The 15,007-nt window shown below is 65.3% G+C and carries 8 protein-coding genes; 5 read left to right on the top strand and 3 right to left on the bottom strand.

Going from position 1 to position 15,007, the window contains the following annotated elements; genetic code table 11:
• Positions 1-244, top strand: a 244-nt coding sequence (locus ON44_RS17510; protein ID WP_040691361.1) for a MarR family winged helix-turn-helix transcriptional regulator, incomplete at its 5' end; no start/stop codon positions are given.
• 479 nt (positions 245-723) lie between these two features.
• The gene (locus ON44_RS17505; protein ID WP_040691359.1) at positions 724-1,203 is read left to right on the top strand and encodes a hypothetical protein; all 480 of its coding nucleotides are present in this window, start codon (positions 724-726) and stop codon (positions 1,201-1,203) included.
• A 27-nt stretch (positions 1,204-1,230) separates the two neighbouring features.
• Here the strand turns inward: ON44_RS17505 and ON44_RS17500 are convergent, their stop codons facing one another.
• Positions 1,231-3,432, bottom strand: a complete 2,202-nt coding sequence (locus ON44_RS17500) for an MMPL family transporter (RefSeq protein ID WP_040691358.1) — start codon at positions 3,430-3,432, stop codon at positions 1,231-1,233.
• Positions 3,433-3,781: 349 nt separating this feature from the next.
• On the opposite strand from ON44_RS17500, the gene ON44_RS17495 reads away from it, so the two are divergent.
• On the top strand, positions 3,782-10,195 hold the full coding sequence (locus ON44_RS17495; protein WP_040691357.1) for a type I polyketide synthase: 6,414 nt from the start codon (positions 3,782-3,784) through the stop codon (positions 10,193-10,195).
• Between the two features lie 30 nt (positions 10,196-10,225).
• On the top strand, positions 10,226-11,617 hold the full coding sequence (locus ON44_RS17490) for a condensation domain-containing protein (RefSeq protein ID WP_040691356.1): 1,392 nt from the start codon (positions 10,226-10,228) through the stop codon (positions 11,615-11,617).
• On the opposite strand, the gene ON44_RS17485 is transcribed toward ON44_RS17490, so the two are convergent.
• Together ON44_RS17485 and ON44_RS17480 are read right to left on the bottom strand one after the other, a co-directional pair.
• On the bottom strand, positions 11,610-12,293 hold the full coding sequence (locus ON44_RS17485) for a hypothetical protein (protein ID WP_040691355.1): 684 nt from the start codon (positions 12,291-12,293) through the stop codon (positions 11,610-11,612). The two genes, ON44_RS17490 and ON44_RS17485, sit on opposite strands and share 8 nt — an antisense overlap.
• A gap of 324 nt (positions 12,294-12,617) precedes the next feature.
• Complete coding sequence (locus tag ON44_RS17480; protein WP_083897944.1) at positions 12,618-13,682, bottom strand: alpha/beta hydrolase; 1,065 nt, start codon at positions 13,680-13,682, stop codon at positions 12,618-12,620.
• Positions 13,683-14,235: 553 nt separating this feature from the next.
• Between ON44_RS17480 and ON44_RS17475 the strand changes: the two genes are divergently transcribed.
• Positions 14,236-15,007, top strand: a 772-nt coding sequence (locus ON44_RS17475) for a TetR/AcrR family transcriptional regulator (RefSeq protein ID WP_040691354.1), incomplete at its 3' end; no start/stop codon positions are given.

Here is a 15,007-nt window from a genome sequence, read left to right as displayed (position 1 = left end):
GAAAAGCGGTCTGAACTATCAGGTCACCCAAATGGAGAAGGCCGGTCTGGTACGCCGCGAAGCGTGCCCCACCGATATCCGCGGCGTCATCGCCAACCTCACCGCAGCGGGCCAGGACCGACTCGAGCGAATCGCCCCCGGGCACGTCGAAACGGTGCGCCGCGTCCTCATCGATGTGCTCACCCCCGAACAGCAGGAGGCCATCGCCACCGGCCTCGGCGAGGTCGCGCGCCGGCTCGGCTGACCGGCACCGGCTGCGACGGACGCGCGATCTCCTGGTGTCGCACCAGCGTTCGAGACATCCGGCCTTCGAGCCCGAGGCTGGGACATCGCTGATCACACTTCTAACCGGAGGAAGCACGGGCCGCCCCGCCGTCCACTCGTCCGAATAGACCAGCCGCGCACTGCGGCGACTTTCCAGCAATCGATGTTCCAGCACATGGAATCCGGAGATACCACGAGCGATCCAGCCTCCGCCGCAACCTGTTTCGCACATGCCGCACCACACGGCAATTCCGCGGTTTGCCCGAATGACTCGGCATACGAGTACGACCAAAGGAGGACAGCGGCCGCGACCTCGGGGCGATGTCACCGGCACTGGGAACGCCGCACAATCAGGGCCGTAAGAAATCTGTTGGGAAACTCTAAGCCCGAACAGATTTGATGCCCAGGTACGGATGTGACGCTGATGGTCGCAGATTTGAGCCGAGAACGGAGAAGATAGTGCCGACGACGTTTCCGAGTTCCGTCACCGAGGCCACATCGGATACGGTGCAGGACTGCCGCCGACGTGGTTGGACGGTCGCGGAAACGACCAACGGTGTCTGCCTGATCACCGACGAGCAGATTTCGGCCATCGAACTCACCGGGGCACTGGCCGCCACCGTGCGCCGGTACCTTCGGGCCAACAACCTGTCCGGTCCGGTGATCGAAATCCCTGGCCCGCAGCGCCGCGAGATCCACCTCGTCGTCGGCGCGGCCAAGGCGGCCATGGCGATCGGCGCACTGCGCGGTGTCGGCGCCATCGTGCATACCGACGGTGCGAGCATCCCGCTCCCGCCGACCCGCCTGTCGGCCGGTTCGGCCTGCTGGGGCATTTCTCCGAGTGAGGCCCGCTGGGTACCGCCCGTGGTCGCGATCGCCGCGGCGGTGCGGACCGCCGAATCCGGCCGCAAGCGCCATCTCGCCGATCTGGCGAGCTGAGCAGCGTCAAACCGACGTCGGGTCCGATTACGCTCGACGACCGGGCATCGGCATCGCGTCCGCGCGGTCGGTAGTCGGTTCGCGGACAATGACTTTCCGCTGGATGTGCTGCAGCCAGGCCGGAGCCCACCAGCACACGTCACCGAGCAGCTTCATAGTCGCGGGGACCAGCAGCATGCGCAGCACGGTGGCATCAATGAACAGCGCGGTGACCATGCCGAGCGCGATGTACTGCATCATCACCAGATCGGACAGGGCGAAGACACCGGTCACCACTATCAAGATCAGCGCGGCGGCAGAGATGATCCGGCCCGTCCGCGCGACTCCGGTGCGGACCGCCTCGGTCGTGGACGCGCCCGCCCGGCGCGCTTCGACGATGCGGGCCAGCAGGAACACTTCGTAATCGGTGGACAGGCCGTAGATCACCGACACGATCAGCATCAACACCAGCGACATGATCGGCTGCGGCGTGAAACCCAGCAGTCCGGCCCCGTGCCCCTCGACGAAGATCCAGGTCAGCACGCCGATGGTGGCCCCGAGGCCGAGCAGGTTCAGCACAGCCGCTTTGAGCGGCAACACGATTGAGCCGAAGGCCAGGAACAGCAGTGCAGAGGTGGCGATGAACACGAGCGCGAGCATCAGCGGAAGCCGGTGGAGCAGCGCATCGATGCTGTCGCGCTGCGCTGCCGGTTCGCCGCCGACCATTACCGTTGTCCCCGTGGGTAGTTCCATGGAGCGCAGGTAGTCGATGGTCGCGTCGGCGTCCGCGGAGCCGGCCAGCACCGTCTCGGTGGTGTAGACGAACGGTTGCGCCGGGCGCTGTGTCGGTTTGGGGAACGGTGCGGCCAGGCCGGGGGCCTGCTGCGCGCGCGTCACCACCGTCTCGATATCCGGGCTGTTGTAGGTGATCATGACCAGGCAGATCGGATCGATCCGCCGCAGCGGGAAGATCTCGTCGAAGTGCTGCTGCGCCAATCGAGTCGGATGATCCGGCGGTAGAAATCGCTCGGTAATGCCACCGAACGCCAGATGCTGCACCGGCGCGATGAGCAGTAACAGTCCGGCGCAGACCGGAATCGCAACGGCCAGTGGTCTTTTCATCGCACCCGCGGCGACGCGGCCCCAGAAATTCTCCGGCACCTGGTCGGCGGATCTGGTCCTGCGGAACCAGTCGAATCCGAGCAGGTCCACGCGGTGGCCGAGCACGGCGAGCAGCGCGGGCAATAATGTCACTGCGGTCAGCGCGGCCAGTGCGATAGTGACGATCGCACCGTAGGCGAACGACCTCAGAAACCCCTGCGGGAACAGCAGGATGCCGCCCGCCGCCGCGACCACGATCGTCGCGGAGAACACCACCGTGCGGCCCGCGGTCGATACCGACCGCCGCACCGCCACCGGTACCTCGTGGCCATCGGCGAGTTCGTCGCGGAATCGGCTCACGATGAACAGCCCGTAGTCGATGGCCAGGCCGAGACCGATCATCGAAACCACCGGGGAGACAAAGGAGTTCACCTCGGTGACGGTGGTGATGGCGCGAATGACCCCCCAGGCCGCGAGCACGGTGAGCCCGCCGACGATCAGCGGGAGCGCGGCGGCGACAACCCCGCCGAAGAGGAAGAACAGCAACACCGCGACAGCCGGGATGGCGAACACCTCCATCCGCGCCTGATCGTGGACCATGGTGTCGTTGAGTGCGCCGGCGACCGGCTGCCCACCGCCGACCTCCATATCGATGCCAGGGATATCGAAACCGTCCGCGACCTTGCGGAAGTTGCGCATCAACTCGGCCTCGTCATGGCCTTTGACGGCAATGGAAGCGAAGGCGTACTTGCGGTCCTCGGAGCCGAACAGATCCGGCACCGCCACACCGGTTTCGGTGGGCCAGTACGTTCCGTTGATCTTCGCGATTTCATTCGGGAAGCGACGCGGCAGTGCATCGAGGCTGTCGACGATCACCTCGGCGAATGCCGGATCATCGATCGTCTCTCCCTCGGGCGCGTGGAACAGCAGGATGACGTCACCACTGTGATCGCGCCCGAATACTTCGTCGCGCAACCGCGCCGACTTTGCGGATTCCGAGGTCGGATCGTCCCATCCGCTCGAACTCAGATCATCGCCGAGCCCGAGTCCGTACGCACCCAGTCCCAGCATTGCGACGACTATCACGCCGATCACCGTGAATCGTCGCCGAACGATGATATCTGCCCACTGCGTGAAATCGGCGAACAATCGCCGCCTCCTAATGCGTGCGTGAATCGGTCGAGCGGGCCGACCGGCTAGATCGTAACAATGCCACCGCCATGCACACAGGAATCGACATGGATTCCGAAAGTGCACAATAAACCAGGTACCGCGATTGTGAGCTGAGCCGAAAGACCAGGTGGCACAAGGTCCTTCGGCCCTCGAGTTGGGTTACTTCACAGTCCGCGGGGCGTGATTTCGACGTGATCTACAGAATGTCACGGGCCCTCGTCGCCACCTCGATAGACTCGGGCCCGGTTTGTCCACTGTGCTGGACTTCGTTATGCATATCGCCCTATTCGCGCGGCGACGAGTAGCCGTATTCGGGAGGAACTGCGTGTCGGATATCGCTATTGTTGGTATCGGCTGTCGATATGCGGGCGGAATAGATTCGCCCGACACATTCTGGGAATTCGTCGTCGATAAGCGCGACGGTGTCGTCGAGATTCCGCGGGACCGGTGGGATTACCGCCGGTACTACGATCCGGATCCACGCACGCCGGGCCGCAGCTACACCAAGCACGGCGCCTTCATGACGATCGATCCATGGGAGTTCGACCCGGACTTCTTCGGCATATCGCCGCGTGAGGCGACGGTGTTGGATCCACAGCAGCGCCTGTTGCTGGAGGTGACCTGGGAGGCCCTCGACGACGCCGGCATGGCGGGCCGGGCGGCCGGTGCACCGGTCGGCGTGTACGTCGGTGGCTTCGTGGTGGACCAGTCGGTGATCGGCGTGGTGGGTCCGGCGCTGTTCCACACCGATATGCACACACCGGCCAGCGCGTCCTACACCATGCTGTCCAATCGAATCGCCTACGCGCTCAACCTGACCGGTCCCGCACTCACCGTCGATACGGCGTGCTCGTCGTCGCTGGTCGCCTTCCATCTGGCCTGCCAGGCACTCGACAACGGCGACTGCACGGTGGCATTGGCCGGCGGCGTGAATGTGATGCTGCAGCCGGAGACATTCGTGCTGATGTGCAAGGGCAGCTTCCTGGCCGCCGACGGCCGCTGCAAATCCTTCGACGCAGCCGCCGACGGTTACGGCCGCGGCGAGGGCGCGGGCATGGTGGTGCTGAAGAAACTCGACGATGCGGTGCGCGACGGTGACCGCATCTACGCCGTGGTCAAGGCCACGGGATCCAACCAGGACGGGCGGACAACGGCAATCACCGTGCCGAACGCCGATTCCCAAGAGGCACTGGCACGTTCGGTGCGCACGCGGGCCGGCCTATCCCCGGACGACATCACCTATGTGGAGGCCCACGGCACCGGAACCCTGGTCGGGGACCCGGTCGAATTGCGCGCACTGGGTCGCGCGTTCGGTGCTCCGGCGGGACGTTCGAGCATTCTCGGCGTCGGTTCGGTCAAGGCGACACTCGGTCACACGGAGGCCGCGGCCGGAGTCGCGAGTGTGATCAAGGCGGCGTTGGCGATTCGGCATCGCACGATTCCGCCACAGGGCTGGCTGGACAAGGCCAATCCGGACATTCCGTTCGACGAGTTGGGCTTGCGCGTGCAGGTGGACGCCGAACCGCTGGCCCCGGGTGCCGCTCCGATGACAATCGCGGTCAATGGTTTCGGATACGGCGGCACCAACGCGCACGCGATCCTGCAGGAATACCGGGCGCAACGGGTGCCGCCGAAACCGGGACACCATCATGGCATCCTGCCCATTTCGGCCCGCAGCACCGGTGCTGCTCGCGCCCTCGCCGCGCGTTTCGCCGACCTGATCAGCGCGGGTGCCGATCCGGATCACCTGGCCGAGGCCGCGTGGACGCGGCTGGCCCACCATCACTACCGCACCGGCGTCCTCGTCGGCGAAACCGAAGACCTGGTCAGGGATCTGCGGCGGTTCGCCGCAGGCGCGGGCCGGGATGCGGTGCGCACCGTTGTCTCCCGCAACAACGAGCCGGTGTTCGTATTCTCCGGAATGGGCCCGCAGTGGTGGGGTATGGCGCGCGAATTGCTTTCCGCCGGTGGAATATTCGCCGACAGCGCGGCGCGGATCGATGCGGAGTTCGGTGCGGTCTCGGGTTGGTCCGTTATCGAGGAGCTGCTCCGGGCCGAGGGGGAGTCGCGTGTGACCAGCACCGAGGTGGCGCAACCGGCCAACTTCCTGGTGCAGGTCGCTTTGGTGGATGAGCTTGCGCAATTCGGGATCTCGCCCGCCGCCGTGGTCGGTCACAGTGTGGGCGAGGTGTCGGCGGCCTACGTGAGCGGGATGCTGACGCTGCCGGAGGCCGTCCGGGTCGCCTATCACCGAGCCCGATTGCAGGCGACCACCGCCGGATCGGGCGGCATGCTCGCGGTCGGACTGACGCCCGAGCGGGCCCGCGAACTCGTCGGTGACGATCCGCGCGTGGATATCGCCGCGATCAACAGCGGGAACTCCCTCACCTTGTCCGGGGATGTCGACCGGCTCGACGAGATCGCCGAAAAGCTCACCGAGGATGCGGCTTTCGCGCGTCGGCTGCGTGTGGAGGTGCCGTATCACAGCCGATTGATGGATCCGATCCTGCACGAGCTGCGTACAGAACTCGCGGATCTGTCGCCGCGCCCGCCGCGCGTACCGCTGTATTCCACCGTGACCGGTGACCTCGTCACCGATGCCGACTGGGACGCCGAGTACTGGTGCGCGAATGTCCGTCAGCCGGTGCGGTTCTTCGATGCCATCACCAAGGTGATCGCCGCGGGCAATCGGGTATTCCTGGAGGTCGGGCCGCATCCCGTGCTGTCGGGCAATATTCGCGAGGCGCTGCTCGACGCGGATGTACCCGGCACCACGGTTGCGACGCTCGATCGCAAGGAGCCGGACTCGGCCAGCATCCGTCGCACCCTGATCGGTCTCTACGGCGCCGGTGTGCTGAATCAGGAGGTGCTGTTCCCGGCCGACCGTCCGGCTACCGCACACGTGCCGCTCCCCCGCTATCCGTGGCAGCGGACCCGGCTGCATTCGACGCTCCCGCTTTTCGAGCAGGCCAGGCTCGGTACGCCGGACAGCTACGCCATGCTCGGCGATCCGGATGTGGAGGGCCGATCGGACTGGCTGTTGCAGGTAGGTTCGGAATTGCTGCCCTGGCTGGCCGATCACGTTGTCAACGGGGTGCGGATCATGCCGGGCGCGGCGTATCTCGATGCCGCGCTCAGTGCGACCGCCACCAGGCTTGGCGTCAAACGGGTTGCGCTGGAACAGGTTCGGTTCGTCGCGCCACTGATCATGGGCGCACCGGATGTGCCGCTCATGGCATTGAGCGTCGAGGAGTCCAGTGGACGGTTCCTGATCAGATCGCGCAATGCCACCGGGACGGCGTGGACCGTGCACTCGTTCGGCCGGACACTGACCGGCAGCCACGCACCCACGAAAGCCACCGTTCCGACCATCGATGTCGGTATCGACATCGATCCGGAGATGTTCTACTCCGGCCTGGCGGCGGCGGGCCTGCAATACGGCCCAGCCTTCCAGCGCGTGACCTCGGTGCGGGTCGGCAAGGACACCGTGGTCGCTACGGTTGACGGCACGATCGCCGCGGACTCCGGACATCTCGCGCATCCGGCGGTGGTCGATGCCGCGATGCAGACCGCGGCGCTGCTGTTCGCCGACGAGCGGATCAATGAGGGCATTATGGTGCCCGTCGGGGTGGCGGCGGTCCGGTTGCTCGCGCCGATTCCCGACCAGATCACGGTCGTCGCGCGCCGCGATCCCCGGGCCCGGCTGCGCGCCGATGTGGACCTGCTCGACGGCGAAGAGAATCTGGTGCTGCGGTTGACCGGACTGCAGATCGGTGCGCTGAAGCCGGGCGACGATCCACTGCACCGCATGGCCGATTTCTATTACGCCGAGACCATGCAACAGCGCGATCCCATCGATCCGGCCGCTTTGGGCGATACCGATTCGGTTGCCATGGTGGTCGTCGCGCTCGGAAAGAGCAGCCGCGCCGAGCAATTGGCGGAAGCGATCCCGGAATCACGGCTCTACCTGGTCGATTCGGCCGGGCCGGAGCCCGCGGCGGAACTGGTCACGCACCTGCTGGCCGCTCGGACGGCGGAAGTGCAGCGGCTGCACGTCTGTGTGGTCGTCGGCACCGTCGAGGACGATCTCGCGGACCTGTGGACGCTGAAGCGGATCGCGGTCGCCGTGCACGAATTCGCCGACCCACCGTCGTCCGGCGGCGCGCCGCAGACGGTCTTCGGCGACGGTTCGGCCCACGTCACCCTGGTGACCGAGCGCGCATTCACATTGCCGGACAGTGCGATCGCGCCCGATTCTCGACAGGCGGCGCTGGCCGGGGCGCGGCGGGTGCTACTGAACGAGCAGACACCCTTGCGGTGGCGACTCATCGATGTAGAGCCCGACACCACCATCGCCGAGTTGCTCGCGGAACTGGCTGTGCCCGGGGCATTTTCGCACGACAATGCCGATGAGGTGCTGCTGCGCGAGGGCAAACGCTGGGTGCCCGTGGTGACCAAACCGCTGTCCGAGCGTCTCGAGGTGCTCGATGCCCCGGAGCCGCTCACCGATCCGGAGGCCAATTTCGAGCTCGAACTCCCCAGAACCCGGCTGCTGTCGGCGCTGGCCTGGCGGCAGTGCCCGCGCCCGGAACCGGGTTCCGATCAGGTCGAGGTACGCATGCAGGTCATCGGGCTGAATTACAAGGATCCACTCAAGGTCATCGGTCTGCTCGGCGAAAGAGATCTGGCACCAACGTATTTCGGTACCGTGCCCGGCATGGAGGGCGTCGGTACCGTGGTGCGGGTCGGCGCCGAGGTAGCGGGCATATCCGTCGGCGACCTGGTCGCCGTCGCGGCCAAGGGCATGATGCGACGCTTCGCGATCGTCGATCGACAGCTGGCCATTCCGCTGCCGCCCGATGCAGACCCCGGATACTGCACCAGCACCATCGCCTTCGGCACCGCCGAATACGCACTGCTCGATCTGGCCCGATTGGAGCCGGGTGAGACGGTGCTGATCCACGGAGCCGCAGGTGGCGTCGGGACGGCCGCCATTCAGGTCGCCAAGGCGCTGGGAGCGCGGATCATCGGTACGGCGAGTTCCGATGAGCGGCGGGCACATATCCTCGCCCTCGGCGCCGATCACGCGGTGAACTCGCGGTCGCTCGACTTCGTCGACGATGTGTTGGCCCTGACCGACGGCAAAGGGGCCGAGGTGGTGCTCAGCAGCGCGCCCGGGGAGATCCTGCGCCAGAACTTCAATGCCGTCGCCGAATTCGGGCGCATCGTCGAGGTCGGCAAGGCCGATATCTACACCGGCGGGCTGCTGGAGCTGGCCAATTTCGACAAGAACGTGGCCTATTACTCGATGGATCTGGACCGCCTCGTCGCGGTCCGTCCGCAGCGGCTGGCAAAGCTGCTGCAGCGGGTGTACGAGAAGGTCCTCGCGGAGATCTATCGGCCCCTGCCGTACCAGATGTTCGAGACCGAGGAGGTGGGCAAGGCCTTCGAGGAGGTCATTCGATCGACGCGGCTGGCCCGGATCGCACTGCGCATGGATTCGCCGGAGCCGCCCGTCCGGCCGTATCTCCCCGAAATCGAGATACACTCCGACGCAACATATCTCGTCACCGGCGGCTTCGGCGGATTCGGGATGGCGACCGGTCGCTGGCTGGTACTGCGCGGCGCGCGCCGACTGGTTCTGCTCGGCCGGAGCGGTGCGAGTACCGAGGAGGCGCGTCGGCAGCTCGAGGCTTGGCGCACGGTCGGCATCGAGGTGATCGAGGAACTGGTCGATGTGACCGACACCGACGCGGTCGCGGATGTGGTGGCCCGTGCTCATAGCATCGAACACCCGCTGCGCGGCATCTTCCACGCGGCAGGCTCGGTGGCCGATAACCGCCTCGAGCAGATGGAACACGAACAACTGGCCAAGGTGTACCTGCCGAAGGTGCACGGTGCGCGCGCCCTGCATCGTGCGGTCACCGAGGCGGGTATCCGGCTGGACATGTTCGTGCTGTATTCCTCCGGCGGCTCGATGTACGGGATCTACGGCCAATACAACTACTGCGCGGCCAATGTGGCGGTCGAGGCGCTGGCCGAAGCGTGGTCCAGGGCCGGCGAGCGAGCACTGTGCATCGGCTGGGGCCACCTTTCGGGGGCGAGCGGCGGGATGGCCGCCGACGAAACGGCCGTCAAATACCTCGACCTGGTCGGCTTCGGACCGATCGATATGGCCGATGCCACCGCCTATTTGGAGCAGACACTGCGCCTGGGCGAAACGCGGGCGGCGATCATCCCCACCGACTGGGCCAAGCTCACCGGTACCTTCCCGCAGCTGACCCGCACCGGTCGGACCATCGAACTGGCCAAGGCCTCCGCCAAGGACACTTCCGAATTGGCCCAGCTGCGGTCCGAACTCGTCGAGATGGACGAGACCAAGCGCGGACAGTTCATTGCCCGCAAGATGGCCGCGGAACTCGCCGTGGTCATGGGCGTGCCGGTGGATTCGATCGATATGACTGTACCGGTGCCCGAACTCGGACTGGACTCGCTGATGGCGGTGGAACTGGGCGCCCGCGTCACGAAAGCCCTCGGCATAGACCTGATGTCGCTGCAGATGGGTAGATCGTTCAGCCTGGAACAGGCCGGTCCGAAGGTGGCCGAGTTGATTCTGGCCGCCGAGCCCGGCCGGCCACAACCGATTCCGGATCTGCCGGCGACCAATGGGGCCACACACGACACCGCGGCCGCGAACGGATCGAGCGCCGTGGCAACGATGGCCGCACCGCAGCACTGACCACCCCTATCGACGAATCGAGGTATCGCTGTGGTCGATTTCGGGCTCATCGACGAATGGAACCCGGCCCCGGGTCGGCTGGTCACCTGGGTAGCCGCACCGGAATCGGTGGCGCGGGCCGCGCAGGCGCCCGTCCATCCCGCGCCGCCGTCACATCAGCAGGAGCAGTATCTGCGCCTGGCCGATCGGCACGCCGCCGCCGACTTCCGCTACTCCGGATTGTGTCTGGTTACGGCCGAGATACCGATCGGTGATCTCGACCTGGATGCGATGACGCGCGTCATCAATGCATTCCTCCTGCGCCACGACACCTTTCGGACCTGGTTCGCCATCGATGCCGATGGAACGGTGCGGCGGCGCCTGGTCGCCCCGGATGCAGTCGACTTCGTGCCGATCGACTACGGCCACCTCGATGACGCCGAAGCCATCCGCGAACACGTGCAGAAGACGACACCCGGTCCGTTCCAATGGGATTGCTTCACCTTCGGCGCGATCGAGCACGGTGAGTCGACCACGGTCTACCTGGCCGTCGACCACCTGCACACCGACGGGCTCGGACAATACCTGTCCTGTTTCGACCTGGCCCACCTCTACGCCCAGCAGGTCTGGCCGGCTGTCGAGGACTTGCCCCTGGCCGCAAGCTATCTCGACTACTGCATCATGGAACGCCAGTACACCGCCGCGCTGACCCTCGCCTCGCACGGCGTTCGAAAATGGCTGGAGCTGATCCGCGGCAATGACGGCGAATTGCCCTCCTTCCCTTTGGGTCTCGGAAAACAAACGGATGGCTACAACCGCAGTGCCCATCGCACTATCACTTTGATGGAGGAGGACGACGCACGGCGGTTCGAAGAGATCTGTCGTGCGAACGATGCCGAATTCGTCGGTGGCGTCTTCGCTGCGGCGGCGCTGGCCGAACGCGAACTCGTCGACAGCGACTACTACTTCGGCATGACACCGATCAGCACCCGCACGTCCCCGGCGGAACGCGCCTCGGTCGGCTGGTATGTGTCACTTGTTCCGGTGGCCTTCCCGATCGGCACCTCCAGCTTCGCCCGCGCCGTGACCATTGCGCAGCGGGCCTATGAAAACGGTATTCGACTGGCACCAACGTCATTTCACCGTGTCCTGGAGTTGCTGCCCGCCGATACCGATATCAAGGCTGGGCCGGGTTGGTCGACGCCGATGATCTCGTATGTGGACGCGCGCGACTTTATCGGGCACGAATTCTTCGGCGAGATACGCGGCGGCGTGTACGCCAATCGCGCTGCGTCCGAAGAGGTTCTGGTGTGGATCAACCGGCTGCCGACGGGGACGTCGTTGAGCGTCATCTATCCCGATACCCCGGTGGCGCACGAATCGGTGGATCGCTATGTGTCCGCGATGCGGGCGGTATTCGCATCGGTCGTCGGTACTAGGTGACCAACTCCATCAGGCCGCGTGGATCGGATGGCATCGCCTCGGTCGGGAAGCTGAACCGCACCAGCCGATGTGGCGGGGCCGCGTCGAAGTGCGCGATGGATGACGGGATGAGACCCCCGATCACCTTGTCCAAGAAGCTGTTCACATGCGCGAAGCCGGGCCGCAGGTGGACGGGCCAGCTGCTCAGGCGTCCGGCGGGCACCTCGATGGTCGTCTGCTTCGCTACCCGCGCCGCCAGCGGCCAGTGCACCGAGAAAGCCAGCCACAGATCCAGCGATTCCACCGCACCCTCGCTGAAATCCAGCCCGCGTAGCAGCGTCAGACCGCCGATCAGCGGCATGATATTCGACGGGAAAGGCGCTATACCGCTGCCGAACTGCAGGTGCGTGGTGTCGACGAAATGCGCCTCCTCGCGCGAGACCACCTTATTGCCGGAGCAAGTTTCGGCGCGATAGTCTTCCGCGCGCAGCCAACCGTCGACCCGCTGAAAGCGCTGTTCGATCCGGATCGTCGGATCCCCGTCACCCGGGCGCATTTCGACGGTCGAGCGATAGCCGTCGTCCTCCTGCGCAACCACACTGGTCACCTCGAATCGATGCGGCTGATCCGCGATACCGACGGTGTACACGGATTTCTCGCCATCGGGAATCCCGGGATCACGGAATGCGGTGCGCACAAGTCCTCCTGTCGGCGACGATATGGGGTATTCAAATCGCTTGCGGCAGTTGCGGATGAGCGAAATCGATATCCCTGCGACTATTCACAAAATATCCTGACTGCAGACAGTAGTCAGCACACAACTCCCGCCGCCGCGCTGAAACCACGCCTGGTCGGAAGCGATGTCTGCGACAGTTTGTGCGATCCGGGAAGCTTCGAATTCGACCGTCGGCACCGCGGCCGGATATGCCTACGATCGAGCCGATCGGGCGGTAATCGACCACTTTCGCAACCGAGTAATAGCGAATCCACATTGCCGCTGTTCGACGACACTATTTCCGATTCACAGCCCCAGCGCCGCACCGAGTACCGGCCACGAATTGTGCAGGTCCTCCTGCCAATATCCCCAGGAATGCGTGCCGGTGGGCCGAAAATCGAAGGTGGCCGGAATATCCAACTCCCGGAGTCGATCACGCAGTTGTTCGGTGCAGCCCGCCGTAATGGCATCCAACACACCACCGATTAACAGTTGGTCCAGGAGTTTCACCGGATTCGCATTGATGCCCGGTCCGTCCAGGGTGTCGAGCGGTCCCGGTTGCCCGGTGCCGGTGGATACGTAGATCGTCGTACCACGCAGCTGGTCGGCATGTAGATAGGGATCGTTGGCGGCCCACGCCGGATCGGTGGGCGGACCCCACATATTGAGCGGATTGCCGCGACGAGCGGCCACAACGGCATTCACCATCGCCTGGCCCGGCAGGTCACTGGTGCGCACGCAACCGCTATAGGAACCGATGGCACGATAGAGACCGGGTGCGGCGACGGCGAGTCGGAATACCGCCGAACTCGCCATCGAAAGCCCCGCAATGGCATTGGCGCCCGTGCCGCGAAATGCCGAGTCGATGATCGACGGCAGTTCCCCGGTGAGAAAGGTGGTCCAGCGCTGTCTGCCGATCACCGGATCGTCCACCTGCCAATCGGCGAAGAAGGTGCCACCGCCTCCGACCGGCATCACCACGGTGACCTGCTTATCGGCGAAGAACCGCTCGACATCGGTCTTGGTGAGCCAATTGCTGCCGTCACTCCAGACCCCGGTATCAGTACCGCCGTCGACGCCATTGAGCAGGTACAAGGCGGGTGCCGGTTTCGAATTGTCCACCGCGGGGAGGACTTCGACGGGAACGGCCCGCCCCATCGCCTCGGAGTACACGGTCAAATCGAGTATTCGCCCCGGACCTTGCGCCGCGGCGAGCAGTCGTGACCCATCGGGTGCCTGCCGCGCGGCTACCAAGGCACGCACCGGAATCGGCGCGTCCGAGTCCGATGCGGAATCCGCGAGCGCGATACCGCCCGAACACGCGAGGACGCCGACAGTGCACAGCGCGGCCAAACGCGGGCCACTGCACACCTCGCACCTCCGATCAGCAAGCGCACTGTTCGGCCCGAACGTAAGCCGGGATCGCGCCGCCGCGGAACCGCTCGACCAGAATTTGGGCGATCTCGTCAGCCGCCGCCGAACCACCTGGTATCCACCACAAACACGGTCGGCTACCTCGGGTACAGACACTGCTTGCACGGATTGTGTTCAGCGAACGCTTCCTTGACCCGCAACAGTTCCAGACTCTCGCGTACGGACCGGTCGGTGCGATAAGCGCTGGCACAACGCGTGTATGGACAGCTCACAACGCGAACCGGAATCCACTTGGCGGGCGCCCTTTGCCCGGTGCCGTCTGACCATCCCCTCCGCGGTCAGACGGCGGCAACTGACGCGCGAGGACATCGACAGTCGAGATGTTGTTACCATTTGGATGATAGACGCATCCGAATGTGCATGACAACGCCGAACAGGGCACGATCGCCGCGCCACCAGCTACATCTCCGCCATTCGTAGCACCGCGCGCGAGTATCGAACCGGTACGCTGCGCGGTGCCGCAGGAAGCAAGGGAACAGCGAAGGGACCGATGGTTCGTCTGACGAGGGCACAGCAGCAGGACGCCACCCGCAGAAAGGTGTTGGCCGCGGCCAAGTCCGAGTTCGCGCAGCGCGGATTCCGCGGCGCGACGGTCGACGGCATCGCCGAGCGCGCGGATATGACGCGGGGTGCGGTCTATTCCAATTTTCCGGGCAAACGGGCGCTATATCTCGCGGTGCTCGCACACGAAGCCGAACAGGCTCCCGCGCCCGCCGGCGGCGCGAAGGCAGGCACACCGGCCGCCGCGCTCAGCGCGTTCGCCAGCACCTGGCTCGAGCAACTGCCGCGGTCGAGCCAGTATGAGTACAGCGAGGACGAGCAGTTCACCTCCCCCGCACTCAGCGTCGATTTCGTACCCGAAGTCCTGATGAGCGAACAGATCCGACGGCCGTTCGCACAGTTGCTCGCGCTGGACGCGCTGCTGCTCGCGGTATCGCTCAGGGCAATCAGCCAACCGACATCCGCGCCGCTGGAAGGTTTCATCGCCAGTGCCGAATCCGTGCTGACGATCCTGTACGGGACGACGCAGCTATCCTACGTCGCGCCCGAATTCACCGATCCGGCACGGGCCATCGCGCTGTGCGAACAGGTCGCACTACTCGGCGGCGTGAAGACGCCGAGCCCGCCGTCCCCGACCGACGCGCGCATCACTCGGGTCGACGAGCCTTGGGAACCGCCGAGCTGCATCGATCGCGTACGCGCGGACTCGGCCCGGCTCGACGGCGACGGCCTGATCGCCGTCATCGGCATGCACCGGATCG

This window comes from Nocardia vinacea NBRC 16497 (assembly GCF_000308835.1).
Taxonomy (GTDB): Bacteria; Actinomycetota; Actinomycetes; order Mycobacteriales; family Mycobacteriaceae; genus Nocardia; species Nocardia vinacea.
The sequence above is the reverse complement of the archived record's forward strand: the minus strand, read 5'-3'. Positions and strand labels throughout refer to the sequence as shown.